General features: G+C 28.8%; 21 protein-coding genes. 6 read left to right on the forward strand and 15 right to left on the reverse strand.

Going from position 1 to position 26,416, the window contains the following annotated elements; genetic code table 11:
- Window positions 1-195 precede the first annotated feature (195 nt).
- The 6 genes from porU (at window position 196) to ACMFBB_RS09040 (ending at window position 9,951) form a co-directional block, all read left to right on the forward strand.
- Entirely contained in the window at window positions 196-3,582 is a 3,387-nt protein-coding gene (porU, locus tag ACMFBB_RS09015; protein ID WP_435264071.1) for a type IX secretion system sortase PorU, read from the forward strand.
- Between the two features lie 46 nt (window positions 3,583-3,628).
- Window positions 3,629-4,702 carry a type IX secretion system outer membrane channel protein PorV gene (gene porV / locus ACMFBB_RS09020; protein ID WP_435264072.1) on the forward strand — a complete coding sequence of 358 codons (1,074 nt, stop codon included), beginning with the start codon at window positions 3,629-3,631 and terminating at the stop codon, window positions 4,700-4,702.
- An 80-nt stretch (window positions 4,703-4,782) separates the two neighbouring features.
- Entirely contained in the window at window positions 4,783-5,265 is a 483-nt protein-coding gene (gene cdd, locus ACMFBB_RS09025) for a cytidine deaminase (RefSeq protein WP_435264073.1), read from the forward strand.
- 117 nt (window positions 5,266-5,382) lie between these two features.
- Window positions 5,383-6,456: a 3-oxoacyl-ACP synthase III family protein gene (locus tag ACMFBB_RS09030; RefSeq protein WP_435264074.1), complete on the forward strand. Its 1,074-nt coding sequence runs from the start codon at window positions 5,383-5,385 to the stop codon at window positions 6,454-6,456.
- Between the two features lie 52 nt (window positions 6,457-6,508).
- On the forward strand, window positions 6,509-8,044 hold the full coding sequence (guaA, locus tag ACMFBB_RS09035) for a glutamine-hydrolyzing GMP synthase (RefSeq protein ID WP_435264075.1): 1,536 nt from the start codon (window positions 6,509-6,511) through the stop codon (window positions 8,042-8,044).
- Between the two features lie 50 nt (window positions 8,045-8,094).
- The gene (locus ACMFBB_RS09040) at window positions 8,095-9,951 is read left to right on the forward strand and encodes a LysM peptidoglycan-binding domain-containing protein (protein ID WP_435264076.1); all 1,857 of its coding nucleotides are present in this window, start codon (window positions 8,095-8,097) and stop codon (window positions 9,949-9,951) included.
- Between the two features lie 31 nt (window positions 9,952-9,982).
- Here ACMFBB_RS09040 and rfbB read toward each other — a convergent pair whose 3' ends face one another.
- The 15 genes from rfbB to ACMFBB_RS09115 all read right to left on the reverse strand — a co-directional run bounded on the left by rfbB (window position 9,983) and on the right by ACMFBB_RS09115 (window position 26,415).
- Window positions 9,983-11,029, reverse strand: a complete 1,047-nt coding sequence (rfbB, locus tag ACMFBB_RS09045) for a dTDP-glucose 4,6-dehydratase (RefSeq protein ID WP_435264077.1) — start codon at window positions 11,027-11,029, stop codon at window positions 9,983-9,985.
- Window positions 11,030-11,305: 276 nt separating this feature from the next.
- The gene (gene rfbA / locus ACMFBB_RS09050) at window positions 11,306-12,178 is read right to left on the reverse strand and encodes a glucose-1-phosphate thymidylyltransferase RfbA (RefSeq protein WP_435264078.1); all 873 of its coding nucleotides are present in this window, start codon (window positions 12,176-12,178) and stop codon (window positions 11,306-11,308) included.
- Window positions 12,179-12,246: 68 nt separating this feature from the next.
- The gene (locus ACMFBB_RS09055; RefSeq protein ID WP_435264079.1) at window positions 12,247-12,834 is read right to left on the reverse strand and encodes a sugar transferase; all 588 of its coding nucleotides are present in this window, start codon (window positions 12,832-12,834) and stop codon (window positions 12,247-12,249) included.
- Window positions 12,818-14,044 carry a DegT/DnrJ/EryC1/StrS family aminotransferase gene (locus ACMFBB_RS09060; protein ID WP_435264080.1) on the reverse strand — a complete coding sequence of 409 codons (1,227 nt, stop codon included), beginning with the start codon at window positions 14,042-14,044 and terminating at the stop codon, window positions 12,818-12,820. Before ACMFBB_RS09060 ends, ACMFBB_RS09055 begins: the two co-directional genes overlap by 17 nt.
- 1 nt (window position 14,045) lies before the next feature.
- Window positions 14,046-14,792 (reverse strand): glycosyltransferase family 2 protein, encoded by a 747-nt coding sequence (locus tag ACMFBB_RS09065; protein WP_435264081.1) that lies wholly within the window; start codon window positions 14,790-14,792, stop codon window positions 14,046-14,048.
- Entirely contained in the window at window positions 14,785-15,876 is a 1,092-nt protein-coding gene (locus ACMFBB_RS09070) for a glycosyltransferase (RefSeq protein WP_435264082.1), read from the reverse strand. Before ACMFBB_RS09070 ends, ACMFBB_RS09065 begins: the two co-directional genes overlap by 8 nt.
- Before the next feature lie 5 nt (window positions 15,877-15,881).
- A complete protein-coding gene (locus tag ACMFBB_RS09075; protein WP_435264083.1) occupies window positions 15,882-17,492 on the reverse strand; it encodes a sulfatase-like hydrolase/transferase in 1,611 nt (536 codons plus the stop codon).
- Window positions 17,479-18,306, reverse strand: coding sequence for a hypothetical protein (locus ACMFBB_RS09080; protein WP_435264084.1), 828 nt, complete (start codon window positions 18,304-18,306; stop codon window positions 17,479-17,481). Before ACMFBB_RS09080 ends, ACMFBB_RS09075 begins: the two co-directional genes overlap by 14 nt.
- Before the next feature lie 422 nt (window positions 18,307-18,728).
- The gene (locus ACMFBB_RS09085; RefSeq protein ID WP_435264085.1) at window positions 18,729-19,667 is read right to left on the reverse strand and encodes a glycosyltransferase family 2 protein; all 939 of its coding nucleotides are present in this window, start codon (window positions 19,665-19,667) and stop codon (window positions 18,729-18,731) included.
- A 2-nt stretch (window positions 19,668-19,669) separates the two neighbouring features.
- The gene (locus ACMFBB_RS09090) at window positions 19,670-20,293 is read right to left on the reverse strand and encodes a polysaccharide pyruvyl transferase family protein (protein ID WP_435264086.1); all 624 of its coding nucleotides are present in this window, start codon (window positions 20,291-20,293) and stop codon (window positions 19,670-19,672) included.
- Window positions 20,294-20,315: 22 nt separating this feature from the next.
- Window positions 20,316-20,816 carry a hypothetical protein gene (locus ACMFBB_RS09095; RefSeq protein ID WP_435264087.1) on the reverse strand — a complete coding sequence of 167 codons (501 nt, stop codon included), beginning with the start codon at window positions 20,814-20,816 and terminating at the stop codon, window positions 20,316-20,318.
- Window positions 20,801-22,006: an oligosaccharide flippase family protein gene (locus ACMFBB_RS09100; protein ID WP_435264088.1), complete on the reverse strand. Its 1,206-nt coding sequence runs from the start codon at window positions 22,004-22,006 to the stop codon at window positions 20,801-20,803. The genes ACMFBB_RS09095 and ACMFBB_RS09100 overlap by 16 nt, the downstream gene beginning before the upstream one ends.
- Window positions 22,006-22,368 carry a diacylglycerol kinase gene (locus ACMFBB_RS09105; RefSeq protein ID WP_435264089.1) on the reverse strand — a complete coding sequence of 121 codons (363 nt, stop codon included), beginning with the start codon at window positions 22,366-22,368 and terminating at the stop codon, window positions 22,006-22,008. The genes ACMFBB_RS09100 and ACMFBB_RS09105 overlap by 1 nt, the downstream gene beginning before the upstream one ends.
- 510 nt (window positions 22,369-22,878) lie before the next feature.
- Entirely contained in the window at window positions 22,879-23,976 is a 1,098-nt protein-coding gene (locus tag ACMFBB_RS09110) for a GNVR domain-containing protein (protein ID WP_435264090.1), read from the reverse strand.
- A 6-nt stretch (window positions 23,977-23,982) separates the two neighbouring features.
- On the reverse strand, window positions 23,983-26,415 hold the full coding sequence (locus tag ACMFBB_RS09115) for an SLBB domain-containing protein (protein WP_435264091.1): 2,433 nt from the start codon (window positions 26,413-26,415) through the stop codon (window positions 23,983-23,985).
- Window position 26,416: the final 1 nt, after the last annotated feature.

Consider the following 26,416-nt stretch of genomic DNA (forward strand, 5'->3'; position numbering starts at 1 on the left):
AACTATTTTTAAGGGTGTGGCAATTTACAATATTTATAGCTTCTAACAAGAAAATTTACTTATCTTTTATAAATAAATTGGTTAAAAACATTGTCATTGCTAGTCTTCAAACGACACATTTTAAACTTTATTATTACGAAACTAAGAAAAAGATTAAAATAAGTAACATTAAAATTCGTTATTTTGTGACGAATTATGAAAAAAAATATATTTCTTTTTTGTTTACTTTTCTCTCTTTTGGGATTTAGTCAGTCAAAATCAGTATTATCTGAAGGAACTTGGTATAAATTTTCAATAGATACCACTGGGGTTTTTAAAATTGACGCTAATTTTTTAAATCAACTCGGAATTAATCCTAATTCTATCAATCCTAAATATATAAAAATTTTTGGAAACGGTGGTAACATGCTCCCTCAAAAAAACAATATTATACGTTATAATGACTTACAAGAAAATCATATTTATGTTCATGGTGAAGATGACGGTTCCTTTGACACTAATGATTACATCTTATTTTATGGAGAAGGCCCAGATGGTTGGGTAACCAACCCTGTAACTTCATCTGCTTCCCATCAAAAAAACATTTATACTGATAAATCGTATTATTTTCTAACCTTAGGAAGCACAAATGGTAAGAGAATTAGTAATAAAGTACAACCAACCTCAGCTAGCATTAAAACAATTACTTCTTTTGACGATTATATTTTTTACGAAAAAGAAGAAAAAAATCTTTTTGCGGTAGGAAGAAAATGGTTTGGTGAAGATTTCAGTTTTGAAAACACTCAAAACTTTAAAATCCCATTCCAAAACCAACTCCCAAACAGCGATATAACTATAACTGTAAGTGCGGTAACTATTTCTTCTTTAAACTCTTCAATGACAATCACTGCCAATGGTACTAACTTAACAACATTAAACTTCCCTCCTGTTTCTAGTTCAAGTGTAAGTTCACTTGCCATACAAAGAACTGGCCAAGGTACAATTAAAAGTAACTCCTCTGATAGAATTGACATTTCTATAAACTTCAATAATAATGGATTACCTTCAGCAAAAGCATATTTAGATTATATTGAAATTATTGGAAAAAAAGAATTAAAAGCAACTAATAAACAATTCTCTTTCAGGAATTTTGAAGCTAACAATACAACTGGAACGATTGAATATCAAATTCAAAACTCTAGTAACATAAACTTCATTTGGAATGTTACAAATCATATTTCTCCTGAGAATATAGAAAACATAGCTACTGGAAATTCATTTAATTTTAAAGCTAATGGTGGGACTTTAGAGGAATATGTAGTAGTAAATATTGCTAATACATATGAACCAAAAATAGAAGAAAACTTCAAAATTGAAAATCAGAACTTGCACGCTTTAAAAGATATCCAATACCTTATCATAACCAACAACAACCTTATCAATGAAGCTCAAAGGCTGGCCAGCTACCATACTAATAATTCAAATATATCAAGTAAAGTTGTTCCTCTTAATAAAATATATAATGAATTCGCATCTGGCTCTCCAGATATAACAGGAATTAGAGATTTCATTAAATACTTGTACGATAATTCATCAATAAATAAAAAATTAACATATGTATGTTTTTTTGGAGATTCATCATATGATTATAAAAACAGAATTAACAATAATAATAACATAGTTCCTACCTATCATGCCACTCAAAGTTTCGATTTAGTTTCTTCTTATGTTACAGACGATTACTACGTAATGCTAGAACCTAATGATGGTGACATGTTAATTTCTGACACTGTTGAAATAGCCTCAGGGAGAATACCTGTAACGTCTGTTCAAGAAGCAAAGAATGTTATTGATAAAATTTTAAGTTACTATAATACTGATTCATTTGGTGATTGGCGAAATACAATTACTTTACTTGCAGATGATATTGATCAAGATGCTGATAAAACCTTACAATCTGGACTAGAGGAAGTCGCAGATTCTATAAAAAAATACAAACCTTTTTTTAATATTAATAAATTATATGCTGACGCCTTTAAACAAGAAAATTCATCAGGAGGTGAACGATATCCTCAAGTAAAAAGTGCAGTTAGTAACACCATTGAAAATGGGACACTTGTATTTGATTATTTTGGACATGGTGGTGAAGATGGCTTAGCAGACGAACGTCTTTTAGAGATTCCACAAATTGAAGCTTTAAACAATCTAGAAAAATTACCTTTATTTATTACTGTTACTTGCGAATTTTCAAGATTTGACAACCCTTTAAGAGATACTGCAGGAGAAAAGCTGTTTTTAAACAAAAACGGAGGAGCTGTAAGTATGATTACTACTACTCGAGATGTTTTTATTTCATTAGGAGAACAATTTAACAAAGAACTGACAAAACACGTGTTAAGTTTTGATAATTCTAATAGCTCTATTGCTCAAAATTTAATAAAAGCCAAAAATACAACCTCTAGTAATCAAAAGTTTTTTATATACTTTTTTGGTGATCCTGCCATGAAACTAGCTATACCAAAACCTAATGTAAGAATCACAAAAATGAACGGTAAAAATATCACTAGTTCTATAGATACCTTGAAAGCCTTATCGAAAGTATCATTTGAAGGTGTTGTTACCAACAGTTCAAATACTATTTTATCAAATTTCAATGGAGTATTATCAACAGTAATATTTGATAAATCAATCAATAAACAAACATTAGACAATGATGGGTTTGGTGTTATTAACACATTTGACTCACAAGAAAGTAAACTATTTAGAGGAAAATCATCTGTAAGAAATGGTCGTTTTAAATTTGAATTTATCGTACCTAAAGATATTAAAATAGCTTATGGAAAAGGGAAAATAAGTATGTATGCTAATGACAGCAATATAGATAAAGGAGGTGCTAACTTTGATGTAACAGTTGGAGGAATAAACCCAAACGCCCCTGAAGATACTACTGAACCAGAAATTCAATCATTTATGAATGACGAATCGTTTATTGATGGAGGTACTACCAATGCTTCTCCTAATTTAATTATAAAATTGTCAGATGTCAGTGGAATAAATACGTCTATTACTGCTGTAGATCACGATATTGTAGCTATTTTAGATGGAAATGAATCTGAACCTTTTATTTTGAATGACTATTATCAAACTGAACTCGATGATTTTACAAAAGGGAGTGTTTCTTACAAACTTAGAAATCTATCTACAGGGCCTCATACATTAAAAATAAAAGCATGGGACACTTACAATAATTCATCTGAAACTACGTTAAATTTTGTAGTTGTCAGTGATACTAACATCGTACTGACTAACGTGTTAAATTATCCAAATCCATTTGTAAATTACACTGAATTTTGGTTTAATCACAACAAACCTAATGAACCATTGGAGGTTCAAGTTCAAATTTTTACAGTATCTGGAAAGTTAGTTAAATCAATTAATCAGCTTTCTCAAACAACAGGAAATTTATCAAGAAATATAACCTGGAATGGCTTGGATGATTTTGGCAACAAATTAGGGAAAGGTGTTTATATTTACAAATTAAAAGTTAAATCAACCGTAACAAATATAGTATCAGAAAAATACGAGAAATTAGTAATACTTTAATACATACTAAAATTATATATTTGCAATATCAACAATCAAAATATACATGAGAAAATTAACTATCCTTCTATTATTTTTAGCTGTTGCTTTTAAAGCACAAGCTCAAGGTATCACTACAGCAACTCCATTTTTATTAATAACCTCCGATGCACGTGCGGGTGGAATGGGAGATATTGGTGTAGCTACTTCTTCAGATGCATTTTCCATTTTTCATAATGCAGCAAAAACAGCATTTAATGAAAATCAAATAAGTATTGGATTAAATTATACTCCTTGGCTTAGAAACTTAACGGATGATATTTTTGCTGGTAATCTTTCCTACGTTAATAGGTTCAAAGAAAATGCCGCTTGGGGGGTAGACGTAAAATACTTTTCTTTAGGTAAAATTGAATTAACTAATTTATCAGGAGGGTCATTAGGTTCTATAAACCCGAGTGAATTTGCTATTACAGGTATCTATTCTCTTAAACTTAGTGAAAGATTTTCTATGGGAGTTGGCTTAAAATATATAAACTCAAACCTAGATGTATCTAACAATTTAAAAGTTGTTAACTCTTTTGCTGTAGACGTATCAGCATACTATCGATCTGAAGAAGAAAATTACGGAAGTTTTAACGGACGTTATCGTTTGGGTGTTAATGTTGCTAACATTGGACCAAAAGTAGAATATACTGATGGAGTAGAGAGTTTTATCCCTACTAATTTTAAATTAGGTGGTGGTTTTGACTTTATCTTTGATGATTACAATTTATTAGGCTTAAACTTTGAGGTAACGAAATTATTAGTTCCAACAAGTCCAAACTCAACAAGAGGTTGGTTTGATGGAATGTTTACTTCACTAGGAGACAGAAGTTTTAGTGAAGAATTAAAAGAAGTTACTTGGGCTTTGGGTGCTGAGTATTTATACAACAAAGCTTTTGCTGTAAGGGGAGGTTATTTTCATGAAAGTGAAGAAAAAGGACAACGCCAATATTTTACAATGGGAGCTGGTTTTAAAGCCAAAGCTTTCTCTTTGGATCTTTCATACTTAATGAATACTTCAGATGTTAATAATCCTTTAGAAAACACATTACGTTTCTCTTTATCATTTGATTTAGGTGAAATTTATGACGACTATTAAAACTCAATTTTTTTTAGTAATTTCGTATAAAATACATAAGCTGTCTTTATAAGACAGCTTTTTTTGACTCTTAATATAATATGAAAAAAATTGATATTTCTACTACTGCTACTATTTTTGACTCTATTTCTCAGTTATCACAAGAAGATGCTTTCTTACTAAAAAAAGCAACAGAGGCAAGGAATAAGGCTTACGCACCCTACTCAAAATTTAACGTTGGTGCTGCTATATTACTTGATAATAATGAAATAATAACAGGTAATAATCAAGAAAGCGCAGCCTATCCATCAGGTATGTGTGCGGAAAGAGTTGCCATCTGGAAAGCTGGTTCTGAATATCCAAATATGACTGTAAAAAAAATTGCCATCACTGCAGCTTCTAGCATCACCAAAGTTGATAAACCCGTAGGCCCATGTGGAGCATGTAGACAAACATTATCAGAATATGAAATTAACCAAAAGCAACCTATAGAAATTATATTTACAGGAGAAACGGGGTCAATTGTAAAAACAGAATCATTAGTATCTCTATTACCATTTTCTTTTGACAGCTCATATTTATAATTTTAAACATCTTTTTTTATTAAAATCATAAAAAAATTAAAATATCTTTCAATAACAACTGTAAAATAAGATAAAATGTTTTCTTTGTAACAATTTCTATAAAACATATCTTTCAATATGACCAATGTAATAATTACTGGTACAGGAGCATACATACCTAGCATTACCAAAAAAAATGTTCAATTTACTGATACTAATTTTTTAAATGTTGATGGTACTCCTATTAAAGATACCAATGAAGTAATTATTGAAAAGTTTAAGGCTATTACTGGAATAGAAGAAAGGCGATATGCAAAAAAAGAACTAAACACATCAGACTTAGGTTTTTTAGCTGCTAAAAAAGCAATTGAAGATGCTGAAGTTAACCCTGAAGAAATAGACTATATTATTTTCGCTCATAATTTTGGGAATGTTAAAACTAACAGCAATCAAAGTGACTTATTACCCAGTTTAGCTACTCGCGTAAAAAATTTATTGCAAATAGAAAACCCAAACTGCGTAGCTTATGACATACTGTTTGGATGTCCTGGCTGGATACAAGGTGTAATTCAAGCTCAAGCTTTTATACAATCTAAAATAGCAAAAAAAGTGCTAGTAATAGGTGCTGAAACTTTATCAAGAGTAATTGACGAGCATGATAGAGACAGTATGATTTATAGTGATGGTGCTGGTGCTTGTATTATTGAAAGCTCAGAGAACAATAACTCTGGAATTTTAAGTCATGCCTCTCAAACTTTTGCAAAGAACGAGGCTTATTATTTATTTTTTGACAGTTCTTATAATAAATATAATAAAGAGGATGAAAGTGAGGTACAATATATGAAAATGCATGGGCGTAAAATCTATGAATTTGCACTTAATAATGTACCAAATGCAATGAAAGCTGCTTTAGATAAAAGTGGTATTGAAATAAATGAACTTAAAAAAGTTTTCATTCACCAGGCTAATGAAAAAATGGATGAAGCTATTATAAAACGTTTTTATAAACTCTATAGCAAACCTGTACCTGAAGGAATTATGCCTATGAGTATTCATAAATTAGGAAACAGTTCAGTTGCAACGGTACCAACCCTATTAAATTTAGTTTTAAAAGGTGAAATAGAAAATCAACATATTGAAAAAGGAGATGTTATTATGCTAGCATCAGTAGGTTCTGGAATGAACATAAATGCTATCGTATATAAATACTAAAAAATACATCATTAAATATCGCAAATCTAAAATCTAAATATTATTTTTGCGGATGCAACAACACAATGTACTTATTTTAGATTTCGGTTCGCAATATACTCAGTTAATTGCCCGCCGTGTAAGAGAATTAAACATTTACTGTGAAATTCATCCCTATAACAAAATCCCTCAAAACTTAAACGACTTCAAAGCTGTTATTTTATCCGGAAGTCCTTCTTCTGTTCGTTCAGATGAAGCACCTCATCCAGATTTATCAGAAATTAGAGGTAAAAAACCTTTATTATCGGTTTGTTATGGAGCTCAATACTTAGCTCATTTCTCCGGAGGATTAGTAGCACCTTCCAATACCCGTGAGTATGGTAGAGCTAACCTTTCGTTTATTAAAGAAGGAGAAGAATTCTTTTCTAATATTTCTGAAGGAAGTCAAGTTTGGATGAGCCATTCAGACACTATTAAAGAATTACCAACAAACGGAGTATTGTTGGCTAGTACTCATGATGTAGAAAATGCAGCTTATAAAATAGAAGGTGAAACTACCTATGCCATTCAGTTTCATCCTGAAGTATACCATTCAACAGATGGGAAACAGTTATTACAAAACTTTTTAGTATCAATCGCAGGCGTAGCACAAACATGGACTCCAGATTCTTTTGTTGATGAAACTGTAGCCAACCTAAAAGAAAAGATTGGAAATGATAAAGTTGTTCTAGGGTTATCTGGTGGGGTAGATTCAACAGTAGCTGCTGTACTATTGCATAAAGCAATTGGAAGTAATTTACACTGTATATTCGTAAATAATGGATTACTCCGTAAAAATGAATTTACTGATGTATTGAAACAGTACGAAGGAATGGGGCTAAATGTAAAAGGAGTTGATGCTTCGGCACGTTTTTTGGATGCTTTAGCTGGATTATCTGACCCTGAAGCAAAAAGAAAAGCAATCGGAAAAGTTTTTATTGATGTTTTTGATGATGAAGCAAACAAAATTGAAAACGCTAAATGGTTAGCTCAAGGAACTATTTATCCAGATGTAATAGAATCTGTATCTGTAAATGGTGGCCCATCTGCTACTATTAAAAGTCATCATAATGTAGGGGGATTACCTGACTTTATGAAACTTAAAGTAGTAGAACCTTTACGTATGATTTTTAAAGATGAAGTTCGTCGTGTAGGGGCTTCTATGGGAATAGATAAAGATTTACTAGGAAGACATCCTTTTCCAGGACCTGGTTTAGCCATTCGTATTTTAGGTGATATTACTGCTGAAAAAGTGCGTATATTACAAGAAGTTGATGCCGTGTTCATTAACGGTTTAAAAGAGCACGGATTGTATGATAAGGTTTGGCAAGCTGGAGCTATATTATTACCTGTTAATTCAGTAGGTGTTATGGGTGATGAACGAACTTATGAAAAGGTGGTAGCACTTAGAGCAGTTGAAAGTACTGATGGTATGACAGCTGATTGGGTTAATTTACCTTATGAGTTTTTACAAAAAATATCAAATAAAATAATAAATAATGTAAAAGGCGTTAATAGGGTTGTTTATGACATTAGCTCTAAACCCCCTGCAACAATTGAGTGGGAATAACGTTTATTTATAAAAACACTCGAAAAACATATATTAGAATATAGAAGCAGATGAAGAAATTACAATTTTTAATTTTAATCGGTATTTTGTCATTTACCATTTCATGTGGTCAACAAAAACGTTATGTATCTTATAAGATACAAGAAGGAGAGACCATGAGAGATGTTGCCAATCGTTTAGACATGAAGACTAAAGACTTACTTAGGTTAAATCCTGATGTTGGTAGAAGACCTAATGCTAATACTGTCATTGTTATACCTAATCCAAAAATTAAAACTAATAATTCTTCATCTGATTCAAAAGAGGACTATGCTGTTGTAGTTGAGGACGATAAACCAAAAGAAACTGAGACTACAAATAATGAACAGGAAAATGAAAACAGTGAAAATAACAACACAGATGTGTACCAAACCACTGTAATTAAAAGCTATGAAACTCATGAAGTAAAACCTGGTGAAACTGTGTATAGATTGACCAAGCTTTATGATATTTCTAAAGATGAATTGTGTAAACTTAATCCTGAATTTCCTGAAATAGTAAACAACATTCTTAGTATTGGACAAATACTTAAAGTAAAAGCTATAGAGGAAACAGTAACAGTTAATAAAGAAGAAGTCTTAAAACAATATTTAACCCATACAGTAAAAAGTAAAGAAACTGTTTTTAGCTTAACTCGCTTTTATAACATAACAAAAAAGCAATTAGTTGATTTAAACCCTGAATATCCTGGTTTAATAGATAATAATTTATCAATAGGTCAGCTATTAAAAATCAAACCTATTGAAGATGTTAAAGAAAATGAAGAATTTCTTTTTTATCAAGATAGTATACAAGAAAATGCATCAATAAACCTTGCTTTTTTACTTCCTTTTAAAACTAAGGAGTATGACTCTCTAAGTAATAAAAAGATTTTTAAAAACAATAAGTTAGCCAATATGGTAACAGATTTTTACATGGGAGCTGAAGTTGCTATTGATTCTTTAAAACAACAAGGTATTGTAATTAACAGTTCAATTTTTGACACAGGTAATAGAGGTGAAAATATTTCACAAATATTAGAAAATGATGAATTAGATACTGCTGATGTAGTTATAGGCCCTTTTTATTCTAATAAAGCAGACAAAGTAGCTAATAAAATAAATGCGCCTATTATTTTTCCTCATTATTCTAGTAAGCAGAAAAATATATCATCTTCTAAAATAGTTAAAGTAGCTCCTGAGAAAACAACATATGCCAATTATTTAACCTCTTACCTTAAAGCTAATTATAACGGAGAAAATATTTTTCTTGTTGGAGATGGAGAAAAAAAATCTAATGAGCTAATAAAAAACATCAGTGTTTCTCTTAAAAAACATGATTCAATAACTACTATTCATATTCTAAAGCCAGAGGATGGCTATATTAAAAGAGAGCGTTTTTCGAATAAAATGAATACCCAAAAACTTAATTGGGTAATTATTACTTCAGAAGATAAAGTAATCGTAGCTGATGCTTTAAATAGTATGATTGGATTACCTGATGATTTAGCCGTTCAGGTATTTTCTACACATAAAAATAGTTCATATGACAGAATTGACAATAACAAGTTAGCAGACATTAATTTTACATATGTATCTACCAACTTTTCAGATAGTAACTCAGATGACATAAAACTATTTTATAAAAAATTTAGAAGTAAAAACAATGCGTTACCCTCTGAATATGCTATTAAAGGATTTGATATTACATATGATATTTTAATTCGATTGGCTTCTGGCAATGACTTAACAAAAACATTCAAACAGGGAGCTTCTATACGAATTGAAAATAAATTTGATTACAAGAAAAAATTATTTGGTTCAACAATCAATAAAGGATTGTTCATCATAAAATATAATAAAGACTTAAGCTTAACCAGGCTTAAATAATAAAAAAGGATGATTTTTAAATCATCCTTTTTTATTTGTACATTTCTTTATAATATTTCTGATACTCTCCACTAGTTACATTATCTATCCAAGCCTGATTCTCCAAATACCATTTAACTGTATGCTCTATACCTTCCTCAAATTGTAATGAAGGCTCCCAGCCTAGTTCGTTTTTAAGTTTAGAAGAATCTATAGCATACCTATAATCATGTCCAGCTCTATCAGTAACAAAAGTTATTAATTTATCTGATTCCCCTTCATTTCTTCCTAAGAATTTATCCACTGTTTTAATTAACACTTTAATTAAATCAATATTTTTCCATTCATTAAATCCACCAATATTATACGTGTCTCCTAATTTTCCTTTATGAAAAATAACATCAATAGCTCTAGCGTGATCATTTACAAACAACCAATCTCTAACATTTTCTCCTTTTCCGTAAACCGGCAAAGGTTTATTATTGCAGATATTATTAATAAACAAAGGAATCAATTTCTCTGGAAACTGATAAGCCCCATAATTATTAGAACAATTAGAAATTACTACAGGTAAACTATACGTATCATGAAATGCTCTAACAAAATGATCTGAAGAAGCTTTAGACGCCGAATATGGTGAATGTGGGTCATAGGCTGTTTCTTCTGTAAAAAAACCATGTTTTCCTAAACTTCCAAAAACTTCGTCAGTAGATATATGATAAAAGAGCTTTTCATCAAAATCATTATTCCATTTATTTTTTGCTGCTTCTAATAAACTTAGCGTTCCCATTATATTAGTTTTTGCAAAGGAAAATGGGTTTTTTATCGATCTATCAACATGAGATTCAGCTGCTAAATGTATAACACTATCTATGTTATATTCAGAAAAAACAGCACACATCTTATCATAATCACACACATCCGCTTTAACAAAAGAATAATTTGGTTTATTCTCTATATCGCTTAAATTTTCTAAGTTACCAGCGTAGGTTAAATTATCTAAATTAATAATATTGTAATTAATATATTTATTAACCAATAATCGAACTACATGAGAACCTATAAAACCTGCTCCTCCGGTAACTAAAATATTTTTCATATAATACAGTTCTTGTCCTTTTTTTAACTTTAAAAATACTCTACAGAACAAACCTACGAAAAAACTTGATTACATAGTAGAAAATATCTAGGCCTTCGACTGGAGTTGAATGGGACATGTAAATTATCAGTTGGAGTGTTATGAAATATGATAAAAATAAACTAGATTGCCAATTTAAGTCTTTCGACTATCGCTCAAGATAAACTTTGTCGAAAACAGCTTTCATTACTGAATCTTCAAACTATCCTTCGACCATCACTTAGGGTGGCAATAAAATTATAAATACAAACGAGATAAATATTGCCCATAATCACTTTTAAGTAAAGGTTCTGCTAATTTTTTTAATTGCACTTTATCAATATATCCCATAGTGTAAGCAATCTCTTCAATACATGCGACTTTTAAGCCTTGACGTTTTTCTATGGTTTCGATAAATTGCCCAGCTTCCATTAAGGAATCGTGGGTACCAGTATCTAACCACGCGAAACCTCTACCCATTAAAGAGACTTTTAAATTGTTTTGCTCTAAATAGGCTTGGTTTACGGAAGTAATTTCTAACTCTCCTCGTTTGGATGGTTTCACCTTTTCGGCAATAGAAATGACATCATTAGGATAAAAATACAAGCCTACTACCGCATAATTGGAAGCAGGGTTTACTGGTTTTTCTACAATAGAAGTAGCATTATCTTCTGTATCAAAAGAAACTACCCCATAGCGCTGGGGATCTTTAACCATATATCCAAAAATAGTAGCATTTTTATCTTCTTCGACTATTTTTATGGCAGTTTGTAACATTTTAGAGAAACCATGACCGTAAAAGATATTATCACCTAAAATTAGGCAAACATCATCCTTCCCTATAAACTCTTTACCAATGATAAAAGCCTGCGCTAGCCCATCTGGCGATGGTTGTTCTGCATATTGTAAGTTGATACCTAAATCGGAACCATCACCAAGAAGGTTTCTAAAATTTGGCAGATCTTGTGGAGTAGAAATAATCAAGATTTCCCGAATGCCAGCAAGCATCAAAACCGAAAGCGGGTAATAAATCATCGGTTTATCATAAATTGGTAATAACTGTTTCGATACTCCTTTGGTTAAAGGGTAGAGCCTAGTTCCTGAACCGCCTGCTAAGATGATGCCTTTCATAATAATTATAAAACTTATTCAATCGCTAAATTATAAAAAATAAGCTCAGAAATTTTCTGAGTTTATTTTTATTTCATTAACACTTTAAATGTTTTCAATATTACTTCTATGTCTTTCATCAGACTTCGATTTTCCAAATACTCTAAATTAATTTTCAGTTTATGAGGCATAATTACTTCGATGTAGTACTTATTTGGATCCGACTGTTTTGATAAAATATCGTTTTCACCCCTATATTCTATAGATGCCAAATCTGTAATTCCTGGTATCACTTTTAAAACCTCTCTTTGCTTCTCCGAATAAAGACTAACATATTTACGAACTTCCGGCCTTGGCCCAACAAAACTCATATTTCCAATAAGTACATTTATCAATTGAGGTAGTTCGTCTAATTTGTATTTTCGTAAATAGTACCCTATGCTTGTAATTCTAGGATTCCTTCCTCCTACGGTAAGTAACCCTAGCTTATCTGAATTGACTTTCATAGTTCGAAATTTATAAATCCTAAAATCAAGATTTCCTTTTCCTACTCTTACTTGACGATAAAATACCCCTCCACTTGAGGTGCATATAATTACTATTCCAATAATTACTAATAAAGGACTTAAAATCATCAATCCGAAAAACGAAAAAAATAGATCAAATAATCGTTTCATTTTTTTTTATTTTATAGTAAGCTCTTTTTACCGCACTAATTACCCTCTCAATTTGCTCGTTACTTAAATCGAAATAGACAGGTAATGAAATTTCTCTTTCCCAAATAGATTTTGCTTTGGGGTAATCATTTATTTCATATCCTAATTTTTTGTAATAGGATAATAATGGTAAGGGCTTATAATGAACGTTTACGGAAACATCTAGTTTAAATATCTCTTGAATAATACTATTTCTTTCCTCTAAACTAACATCTTTAATTTTAAGTAAAAACAAATGATAAGAAGATTCCCTATTTGTATCCTTAGAAACTGGTAATTCAACCCAATCACAGTTCTTAAGACCTTCGTAATATATATCAAAAATCTTTTTTCTCTTTGGCAAAGTTTCTGTTTCATACCGAGCAAACTCGACTAAACCAATGGAAGATAAGATATCCGTCATATTACATTTAAACCCAGCATCAATCACATCATACTCCCAATTACCCTTTTGATATTTTGCCAAGGCATCTTTATTTTGTCCATGAAGAGATAAAGTATTCAACTCCTTGTATATTTCTTTATTATCAAAAGGAGTAGGCAAATTAATACAAATTGCACCTCCTTCTGCCGTAGTAAGATTCTTAACCGCATGAAAAGAAAAAACGGTAAAATCAACCTCAGAACCAACATTCAAACCTTTATACTTAGCACCAAAAGAATGCGCCGCATCTGAAAGAATCATAATTCTTCCTAATTTCTTCTGATTCTCTGTTTGAGGATTAAATTTATCTATAACTCTTCGCTTATTAACAATCTCTTTTAAACCATCAAAATCAATCGGTAATCCTCCAACATCTACAGGAATAATAGCTTTAGTTCTCTCAGAAATATACTTTTCAACTTTGGAAATATCGATTCCAAAATCAGAATTAACATCAACCATAATAACTTTAGCACCTCTATGTCGAACAATATTAGCAGAAGCACAATAGGTATATACAGGAACAATCACCTCATCTCCTTCTTTTATTCCAAACCAATATAACAACAGTTCTGCTCCTGTCGTCCATGAATTTACAGCTAAAACATTTTCTACATTGCAATATTTGGCTATTTTTTTCTCGAATAATTTTGTTTTAGGTCCAGTAGTAATCCAACCTGACCTTAAGGCATCGGCTACTTCCGAAACTATCTTATCGTCTATTCTTGGTGGTGAAAATGGTATCATATTATAATCTTTTTTTTAATGCATTAAACACATAATGTGAAAAGTAGTAACTGGATTTAATAAAGCCTAATTTTTCTAAATTAAAGTATAAATACCATACTCTTCTAGCAGCTTTTATTTTATTAGCAGATATAGAGTCTTTTCTAACCCTATAACTTACTAAAGTTTTATTAATTCCAAAGGCTTTATGACCTCTTTTTAATAAAGTTATCCATAAATAAGTGTCTTGTCTTGTTCTAATATTTTCAAACTTAAACTCTGAAACTAAATCCGTATCAATCATAGATGTAGACATTCCTATAATTGTATTTTTCATATAATCTTTGTAACCCAATTCTTTAACTACATTAATTATTTGATTTAATGATACACCATATTCATCGACTAGTGAGTATTTCGTAAAAGAAATTGGTATAACATTGTCAATCATAAATTTTATTTGTTCTGCTAGCTTTGTGGGGTTCCATAGATCATCACTATCAATAAATGAAATAAATCTTCCTGTGCTATTCTCAAGCCCGACATTTCTAGAAACAGCAGCTCCACTGTTTTTTATATTTTTAAAAAATTTAATTCTTTCATCTTTTTTTGAAAATTCTTTAATAACCTGTTCTGTATTATCTGTTGAACAATCATCTACAATTATCAATTCCCAATTAGAATATGTTTGGTTAAGTACAGATTTAATTGTCTCAGAAATAAAATTTTCAGAATTATATGAAGGAGTAATTATCGATACTTTATACATTATTGTTTTTATTAAATGCTACTTCTAATGATTTAATATAAAATGAGAAGTTATCTTTCAACATAGCTCTTTTTAATATTAATTCTTTATTATAACTATATATTTCATTAATCTCTTTTGTTGATAATGAATAAATTTTCTTCATTTGTAAAAACAAAGAGTTTTCATTATTTTGAGGTAAAATAAACCCATTTCTAAGATTGATAAATTCTTTGTTGGCAGGTATATTAGACACCAAAGGTATTGTCTCAGCTGCCATAGTTTCTAATAGAGATACAGAAAGTGCATCACTCTTGGGTATGCTAATGTAACAATTAGATTTAACTATAACCTCTACATATTCTTTCTCTTTTAAAAAACCTAAAAAAATCACTTGATCTTCTAAATGTAATTTTTTCACAAGAGTTTTTAACTCCTCTTCTTTCTCTCCTCTATGTGCTATTAATAATTTTGAATTATTATCTATATTTTTCACAAAAAGAGAAAAAGCTTTAATTATTATGTCTACTTGTGAATTATCATTTAACGTTCTTAAACTTAAAAAAGTAAAAAAGGAATTCTTTACAGTATTGTATTTTAAATTTTCTTTTTTTAACCCCATAGGAAAAGTTAAAACTTTATTTTTAGATAGTGAATTTATCACTTCGGTCATATATAGACTATCGGACGTTATTAAATTTCCTTTATTCAAAGAATATTTTGTTATTATTTTATATAGAATATTTTTCTTTGGTGTCACAAGAATATCTGTTCCCCAGGTAGATTGTATTAAGAAAAAATTATTTCTGTTTTTTAAAAGAGCAGATAAAAATCCATAACTAGTTAAATAATGAGCATTAACAATTACTGGATTAATATTTTTAAATATCTTTTTAATCTTAGGAAGTAATAATATAAGATTTTTATTACCCCCTTCAGAATTTACATCAGCCTCAATCGAATGTAAATTGCCATACTTAAAAGGTATGTCACTTTTTTTAGCAAAAGTAACCACATGTACTTCAAAATTTAGTTTAAGCTCTTCATACCATTTAAAAACATGATTATAAGAAGCGTCACCAAATAAAATATATTTTTTCATCATTAAATTTATTTATCTAAAACAAACTCCTTCTTTATATACATATTACTTCTATTAAATAAATCACCAGATATGAAACTTCTAGTTTCATCTTGTTTATCAAAAAGTGTTTTCCCTTCAATATTACTATATCCCATAAACGTCATAATGGTAGGAAATAGATTAAAATGACTTGTTTTATTATAATTATTATAATTCATTTTTGATAATAATTCATTTTTAAGCTTACCTCCTAATGGCAATAAAAACAAAGGTACAGATGCTTCGTATTTAGTGGCTGTCACGGTATTACAATGGCTAGTTTTTAAGTTTTCATCCTCTCCAAGGTTTTGACCATGATCAGCAGTATAAATTATAATAGTATCATCTCTTTCCCCTAATTTATTAATTAGCATATTAAAATAATAATCTACGGACCAGTTTAAAGAATTCTTATAACTATTGTTTAATTTCTCTTTATCATTACCCCATTCTTTTTCTTCTAAAATTGGTGAAAACAACTTCATTTCTTTAGGATAACAATTCTCATAATGAAAATGAGAACCATATTTATTTATATAGAAAAAATTACTTTTATTACTAGCTAATTCACTGGATATAAAGTCTATTGATGTAATATCCATATCATACAGTTTTTTATTCGGGTAAATCTTAACAGTAGTGTAAATAGTATCTATATTTTTAAAATCGTGCTTTGTTAAAAAATTTTGAGTTTCAGTTGGTTGATTATTTATAAATACTGTATTATACCCCGATGCATTTGCATACTGAAATATATTAGGCTTTTTTAACATAGTTTCACTAATATCGGGCATTTCATTTAACTGCATACCACTCATTAAAATGATATTTGATTTAGCACTACAATTAGAGGCTGAACTTGCTGTTCCAAAATTGATAATACTATCTTTTATTGAATATAAGTAATTAGAAACATTATTTTTATTTTCATTAACATCTAAGATATCCCCTCTAATACTTTCATCAACAATATAAATTATATTCTTTATTTTTTTTCCTTTAGCTTCAATTGTTACTTCTTTTCTTGGACCATAATATAACTTTCCTTTTAAAGAATATAATATATTAAAAGGTACTTTTAATACAACATTAAATCTTTTAGACAATGTTCCTTTTTTAGATATTGCACCATAAGTTAAAAACATAAAACTTAGACAAACAATAATTACATTTGCTTTCATTTTTTTCGCTTTAATTTCTAAAAAAACGAAAAGAGCAAACGTTATAAGTAGAGCTTTAAAAAATGCAATACTTATTTCTTTAAAATACATACTAAAGGCGTCACCAGCAAAATCAGATTCTGCTAAAGCAACTCTTGCTTCCATCAAACCAAAACCATAGCCATTAATTTCTTTGTAAACTAAATTCATTAATAAAAAAACGAAAAACACTAAATAAATACTATATCTAAATATTTTGTTTTTATGAATTAGTAATAAAAACAGAAGTAAGCAAGAAATTAAAAATGTAGGGATATAAATAATGTAGTCTTTTATAGTTTGTAGCCACATCTTCTCTACAACATTATTAAGTGTATAACCACTTAAATAAAATAATGCAAGAATAAAAGCTAATAAGAGGAGGCTATTTTTTTTCATATAATTTATTATTAATAGTTAGAGCGTAAGTAAAAAACACAAAGTTAATAAAATGGAAAGATGTTAAATATTTTCCTTTAAACATTCCTAATAATATAATTAGTAAAGAAAAAACAAAAATAGAATTAAATTGATTCCTTTTCATTCTATCTACTTTCTTCAACATAAAAAGAAACAAGCAACATGTTATAGAAAAGACAAATAATCCCCCTCCATAAATTAATTCAATGTAGCCAACATCACTTCTAAAGAAATACACACCTAATTGATGCGATTTAAATGTATTTCCAATTAATAATGTTTTTAGGTCTTCTGGTAAATGATAGTGGTGTTTTAGAAGTGTATCGGAACTTGAAGTCTTAATTTCTCCTGTAGTAGAGGCATTTCTAAAAACTTCAAATAATCGGTTAATTCCAGATTGAACGAATTCATATTCTTCAGGAAGTACAATCAAGTGATTATCGTTAATATAAAAAAAGGTAGCCAATATACTAAAAGAAACAATTAAAACTTTTAGTTGACCAAGTTTTAATCTTAAACTTAAAGCTTTAAACATAATTGTTAATAAAGCAACCATAATTAACGAAAATAGGCCAGTTCTTGCGGTTATAAAAAAAGTAAAAAACAATAATATTATAATTAAATACCTAATCAAAATATTAATTTCTTTTTTCAAATACAAATATACCATACCAAGTGCTGAAAAAACACTAGCGCTATCATATCCTCCAAAAAAACCAGGAACTCGCCATATCAACAGCATATATTCCTCAACTAAATTGCTATCCATACTTACAGCTAAACTGATAAGCATCTCTTTTAAATTAAAAACATTAAATATCTGAAAATAGATAACTACTGCATGTAAAAAAAAACAAAAGGAATAAATTTTGTAGCTAAGCTATGTGTTAATTTTTTAGATAAATTAAACACGATTAATACTGATGCTAAAAAAGTCGTAATCAATCTTATAAAAATATAAACATAATAAATAGAAACATCACTATCTTGAATAATAAGATTAAGGCAAAGTGATAAAGTACATAATACCACAAGCGAAACCATTAATAGTATTTCGTCCCTAAAAAGATTAAAAATTCCTTTTGTTTCTTTGTTATAAATAAAATAGAATATAATGCTTACATTTATAACATCAACAACATTTAGTGGCCCAAGCCTAGGGAAAATAAAAGCTAAAAATAAATATATGAAAAGGAATACAGATTTCATTTAAAATTAAATTTGATATTTTCTTTTCTGAGTTATTTCAAGTACTACTATCCATAATTTCCTACTTAATAAAGACAGCAATAACTTCATAAACCTCTTTAAAGTAAAATCTATTTTCAAGCTTTTTGAATAAAATCTTAATGCATCTAATTTATTGCCTTGTAATAATGATACAGCTCCCAAAGCATCAAAGTATCTTGCTTTACTTTGACTAGCTGTATCTTTATTTAGTTTAATTTCTTCTATTGGAATACCTGACTTTAAAGATTCCCCAACAAGATACTTCTTATTACGTTGAATTTCAAAATTAGAATATGAAACACTATTATTCCTAAAGCACCACTCATATAAAAATTCAGGAATATTATATACTTTATGTTTTTGAGCTATCCGTATAAAAAAATCATAGTCCTCCACATGTAAAGCTTCTTTTCTGTACCACTTCATATCAAGTATCATTTCTCTTCTAATCATCACCGAACCATGACCGAAACAACTATCAAATAAGTGTTTTTGAATATTTTCATTTGTTGATGGCAAATAATGTTTCCTAATAAAATTATTTTCTTCATCAACCACATTATACAAAGTACCACATAATGCATATTCAATATTATTTTCCAAAAAATTTACTTGTTTTTCAAATCTAGTTAAATGGGAAACATCATCATCGTCCTGTCTTGCAATGTACTTACCTTTAGCTAAAGAAAAACCTTCGTTTAATGTTTCTATTAACCCCTTGTTTCCTCTACTAACGATTTTAATTCTTTTGTCTTTTTTTTGATAACTTTCGATAATTTTTAAACTATTATCTGTGGACCCATCATTAATAATTATAAATTCAAAATCTACAAATGTTTGATTTAATATAGAGTCAATCGCATTAGACAAGAACTTACTACCATTATAAACAGGTAGTATTACAGAAATCATTGGGTTTTCCATTTTTAAAATAATTTATTTACTTCCTTATTTGAAAATTCATTAAACTTCATTATCAAATATTTTTTATCCTCTCTGCTTATTAGAGCACCTTCAAATTTTTGAATATAATAAGCATCGTAAGCTAAAGCTATCACTGGTATCTTCTCTTCATAAGCAAATATTGCTGGATGATATCTTGTAGTTATTAACAACTCTGAATTAGATATTATAGTTTTAGAAACATTTGATCTGTAAGGGGGAGTCAACAAAATAACATCTTCATTATCAGGGTAATAGTTATTTTTAAAAGATGATAAAAAAATTATATCATTCATTTTATTCTTAATTTTATTACCTAATAAGACCACTTGGCATCCCTTTTTTAACAAGTCGTCTGTACTCTTTTTGCATTCTTGCAAAAAAGCTGTCTTATCAGAATCATACCAATCATGTAAAGAAAGTACTACATATTTTTTATTTATATTATTTTTTTCTTTTAATAATACAAAATCATCTTGTCCAATTTTCGGAATAAAAGTAGCATCATCTAAAGAAAAAGATGCATTTTTCAATTTATTTTTTAATAAAAAATCAAAGGATTTTTTATCTCTACATCTAACATGATTGACTTTTTTCAAAAAAGACAAAACTGAAAATTTATCAACTCTACTAGTAAATCGGACCTAACCCTTGACCAGTAATATATACATTTTTATTTAATGCTTTAGCTAACAATACTACTGATCCCCAACCATAAATACCATATCCTTTATATCTAGAATTTATTGCACCAGCTCCAGAAATAATGATATATTCAGATTTTAAGATGCTCTTATAGTAATCTTTTAAATCTGAATTAAAATTTTTAACGTACCAAATAGCCAATCTAGGTGTTAGGTGAAGAAACAAAAACTCAAGACCTCTTTGTATAAAAGATGTCCTATTTGCTCCATACATAGGAAATATTTCTTTAACATTTTCACAAGGAGCTTTATAACTCATGCATGAAGCATCTGTAATTATATCTATTTGAGGAAAGTTTTCGTAATAATAAAAAGCTAATGACTCAAACATCGCTTCATCTCCTAAATTACCTGAACCATTTGCTGAACCTAAAACAAGAACACTTCCACTCCCTGCTGATTCTTTTTCTGTTATAAATTTAAACATTGTTGTTTTTTTAATTTTAAAATATTATATCTCATTATGGAAAAATAGAGTAATTCAGCAAATAAAAAAGATACAACAAAATTACTAATATCTTTTAATATAAAAAGAACACTAAATACACTTAATGATGCAAATAAACTACTGTATAAAATATACTTTTGATTATTAGTTGACGTAAGTATTGCTCCATCACCAATGAAAATAAAATATATAATCGGCAATAACATCATTAACCTAAAAATATTAATAATTTCTTTACCTGTATATTTATCTCCATATAATATATATAATATTTCTTCTGAGTAGAGATAAATTGTTACATAGTAAAAAACAATAAGAAGAATAGTGTTTCTAAAATATTTTTTAAAAAAAGTCAAGTATTGATTAATGTTAAACCTATATAAGTCTTTCGACAAAGGTTGCAAAACAATATTTCTTAAAGTAACTAATACAAGAGCTAATCTTGAAGCAGCACCATATAATCCAACTTCATAAAAACCCAGAAAAGAAGTTATAGCCATAGGTATGCCGGCATAATAGGTTTGTTGAAAAGCATAAGATCCTAATAAAGGTAAGGATAGCTTTAAATATTTTTTTACTTTTGAAATTCTTATTTCCTTTAATTCAAAGTGTTTGAAACAATTTAAAAACATAATAGAAGTTGTGATGAAAACATTTAAAAATTGGGAAAGTCTTATGTTTTCTATAGTAATTTGATTTGTTTCAAAAAAGTAATAAAACAAAATATATTGGCCTATTAACCCACTTAAAATAGAAATTAACAATACTTTTTTTGCATCTATTGCAATAAGAAACCAGTCTATTAATAGCACTTGAAAAAAAGTAAATAAAAAATTAAATAATATAAAACTACTGGTATAGCCTTTATTGTAAAACAAAAAAACAGATAAAATTGACAAAAATAAAGTAAATAGTACTCTAGCTGAAACAACATTTGTAAATATAGTATTGAAATTGTCGTTTTTTTGACTTATTTCTTTTATACCTATAGTATGCAAACCAAGACCTCCAATAACGGTCACTAACGATAAAATACTATCGGCATAGGTTAATCTCCCATAATCCTCAACAGGTAAAAACCTAACAATAAGCAAGTTAAAAACCATCAAAGAAAATCTCGAGGCAATCAATATTACCGATATAGACAATATACTTTTTATATTAAACATTAAATTATAATTGAAATAATCGCCTTAATCCAAACAGAAACATGTAGTATTATACTAAAAAAAACAGCCGTAGAACCTATATCCTTGGCGCACTTAGCCAAGGGTTTGTATTCAATTGTAACCAAATCAACGACATTTTCTATAGCACTATTTAATAATTCTACAATTAAAATTAAAACTAGAGTTATTACTAATATATATTTATCAATAAGTAATAAATCTAATAAGAATATGATAATTAATATAAAAAAGCCTATAACCAATTCTAATTTAAAAGATGATTCAGTTTTTAAAACATGCCTTAATCCATCAATAGCATATTTAGTATTTAAAAAAAAAGAATACTTTGGTTTATTATTCATAATTAAGTATTTGATGACATTATTATTCTATAATATTAAATTCATTTGACGGTTAATCATAGTATGCTTATCCATTTCTGTAATCAAAATTGATTGTTTTTTTTTACTTTCAAAATTATATTAAGATAATCAATACACTTACTTGTTCATTCAAGAATATATTAGCACATAATACAACATGTTATTCAATATGAATATCTACTTAAATCTGAATTACGATACTAACTTTATAAGTTTACTCAAATTGTAAATATTCATTATTTACAAAAAACATTTATATTTTAAAGTATATTAAAAAAAGAGCATCTAAAATATTACAAAATAGCTAAAAATACTATCATTTCTTTTTATTGCCTTATTATAACTTTGCTATGAAACAGAAATCAATTTATTACAATAATCAAGGTAAAAATTTGATTTGAAAAAGTTAATACCCATTATTAATCAACATATCGAAATAGGCTGCATTCTCCTCAATAGAAAAAACATTAAGAACTAACTCCGTAAGCACTAGATTAATTTAATAATAACCTTTAATTTATTAACCCACTCTTTTCCAAAAACCCAACCTATACCTAAAACAACTCCTAAAAAAATCCAGATAACAATTATTAAAGTTCGTTTAGGTTTTGATTTTAAAACTGGCACACTAACAGGGTCTATTATTCTAAACACAGGTGTATTTTCTTTTAACTTTATTTTTTGAGTTTCAAGTTGTTTAGCTAATTCAGAATAAATCGTATATGCTAAATTATATTCGGATTCTAAACTTTCCAATCGTGTCTGAGAACGTGATGTTATCAAACCTTGGTTTCTATCTCTAAAATTAGCTAATATTACTTGCTTCTTTTCAAAATCTTTTTTTAATTCATTATGACGTTCCTCTATAAATTTATATTCACTTTTTGCTTTTTGTGTTTTAAAATTGATTATTGTTTTTTGTAACAACTCTTGTAACTTTTTGGTCATTTGAGCAGAAGCTAAAGCTTCAAACATTGAAAAAGATATTTTAATAAAACCATCTTTATTAATCTCTAAAGTTACTTGATCTTTTATTTGTTTAAAAATTATACTTTCGTCTATTGATATTCTATAAATAGAATCTTTCCTAACATTTTCTGAAATTTCTTCTTTGCTTGAAAAAAAACCTATTAGCTTACTCGGAAGACCTATTGTATAATTTTTTACATAAGAAAGAATATTTCTCTTTTTATGTTTTTGATAATATTCTTTATAAGTAATTTCTTTTTTAAAGTTAGAAAATCTCAAAGGTGTACTTGATAACTCCTTTAGAAAAGGGAGACTATGTACAATTTTAGGGTATAAACTAGGTGGTATATTTTCATTAGTATTTCCTCCGCCCAAATTAATACCTGCCATTGCCGCCAAACCACCAATATTACCCCCAACTTTACTAGTTGTAGTTTGTGGAACAATTATAGTTGAAGACGTATATTCTTTTTCAGAAAAAATTGCAATTAAAAAACCGATTAATCCAAAAGTAAAAACAAAACGGATTATTGTTTTTTTACCTTTTAGAATTATTTTAAATAACTCTAATAAATTAATTTCATCTTCAGGATTATTCACACACTTATTTTCAGTCATTTTTAATTACTTATCTGTTAAATTCTTAACCAAAACTCCTAATGTCGCTAAACCTGTTGTAATTGCAATAACTTCTTGAGCCGACATTTTGCTAGTATTTACAGCCTTTTTAGGTATTAAAATTACGGATCCAGGTTTTACATCAGGATATGATTTAAAAAACAGAAAACTCTTCGTTGTTTTTATGTCTCCGTTAGGGTAAATCACATACGCTCTACTTTTTTTCGCATTTACAGAAAATCCCCCTGAATTTTCTATATAGTACTTAAAACTCTTCTTTTTATCATACCTAACTAGCGATGGTGATAATACTTCCCCCTCTACTTTTACTGTTTGTCTTTCTGAAGGTATAAAAAGTTCATCTCCCTCTTCCAATATTAAATCGAACTTAGCCCCCTGATTTCCTTTAGTTAATATTCTTTTTAAATCTATACCAATTTTAAATAGTTTTTTTGTATCCACTTCAATAACACTTAAGGTATCCTTCTTTGAAAAATCAGAAATCATAGCTGATTGTTTCTGATCTTCCAACGCATCATTTCTTCTTGTTAAAAAAGCCCCCTCTACATAAGCATATTTTGTTAGGCCTCCCGCTTGTTTGATTAAATCTGAAATCTTTTCATTTTTACCTTTTAAAGAATACTCTCCTTCAAAATTAACTTCCCCCTTAATGATAACTGTTTTTTGTTTAGTATACCCCTTTAAATAACGAACAGTAACAATATCGAAAGGTTCTAAAATAAAATTATTGTTAGCACTACCACTTAAACTCTCACTAGCCTTGAGATTAAAATTTTCGCTTATAGTTTCAAAACTACCATCTTTTAATCTTCTTGAAACATCAATAACATTTGAGTCTGCACCATCTTTTAACCCCCCCGCAAGCGCAATTAAATCTTCCAACTGCATCCCTTTCATAAAGTCGAATTTATCTGCTTTATTTACAGCTCCATTTATTGTTATGTACTCTTTTTCTTTTAACTCCTCTTTATTAAAAATATAAACACTATCATTTTCTTTTAAAAATAAATTTTTATTTTTATTCCTTAATGAAAAAGATATGGTTTCTTTGTTGGCTTTGTCATAAGTTCTAACAATAATACCTCTATCTAAAAAAGCTTCTCTAGTTACTCCCGCTGCTTTATTTATTAAAGCATCAATCGATAGATTTTCTTTATATTCGTAATTCCCTGGCTGAAATACAGCCCCTGCTATTATTAATCTATTAGAAAACTCATCTACTATTTCATTAATTCGAATAAAATCTCCATCTTTTAACTTTTCGGTAGATAATTTTTTAAACGGTAGTTCTACTATTTCTTTTTGCTTTCCATTTACTCTTTCTATGACAATATTTTCTTTGTATGCTTTTGAAACAAAACCACCACAATATTTTAACAAATCTGTAACTGTTTCAGAGTCTCTAATTTCATAGAGACCTGGCCTTTTAACAGCTCCCTCAATAGAAATTAACTTTTCATAAGGCTTAACTATAATCACATCTTGATCTTGAACTGTTATATTTCCATCAGTAGCTCCATTTACAACAAAATTATAAAAATCGAACTCAGCAATTTTTTGACCAGCTCTAAAAAGTCTAATTCCCCTTAAAGTTCCATTTTTAGTTGGGCCACCAGCTGCATATAAGGAATTTAAGACCGTTGAAAAAGCACTTAAAGAATATGACCCTGGCACTTTTACCTCTCCAACAATACTAACTTGTACATTCCTTACTTCTTTTATGGACACTGCTATATTCACTTTATTGTAGCTATTTGGTGAAGCTCCAATCCCTGAATAAATTCTTTTTAAATGATTTTTAATTTTAGATTTAGCGGCTTTAATTGGCAAACCTACTAGGTGAATATACCCAATTCCTTTAATATTTATAGCGCCTTGCCTGTTTACTTTAACCTCATAATTGACTTCCGCTGCACCCCATAAATCAATTGAAATAATATCTCCTGAACCAATAATATAATTTTCGGGAGTTGTAATATTCAAATTTGGAGTGAAAGAAACATTTGGGTTGTTAAAGAAATCATACCCAAAAAGTTTCTCTTTCTTTTCTTGTTTCTCACCTCCTTTTAATCCAAAATACAATTCTTTGTCTTTGTCTTTGTCTTTGTCTTTGTCTTTGTCTTTGTCTTTGGTATTTTCATTGATATTTGTGTTCCCTAAGTTCCTAATCCGAGTCCTTAATTTCTGAACTTCTAGTTCAGACATTCCTTTAGTTTTAGCAATTGCCAAAGCTTGTTCTAGCGTATAACCTTCCTTTTCAATTTTACTCTTGTAATCTTCGACTTGTCTATCTGTAAGATTGTCTACCTTAACTTGAGTTAATTGTGAATACATATCTTGAGAACTAACTGTAGTTCCCCCTAAAAAAAACAGTACGCTAGCAAATACTATTTTAATATATTTTTTGTTTAGAATCATT

This window comes from Tenacibaculum sp. nBUS_03, from assembly GCF_051201695.1.
Lineage (GTDB): Bacteria > Bacteroidota > Bacteroidia > Flavobacteriales > Flavobacteriaceae > Polaribacter.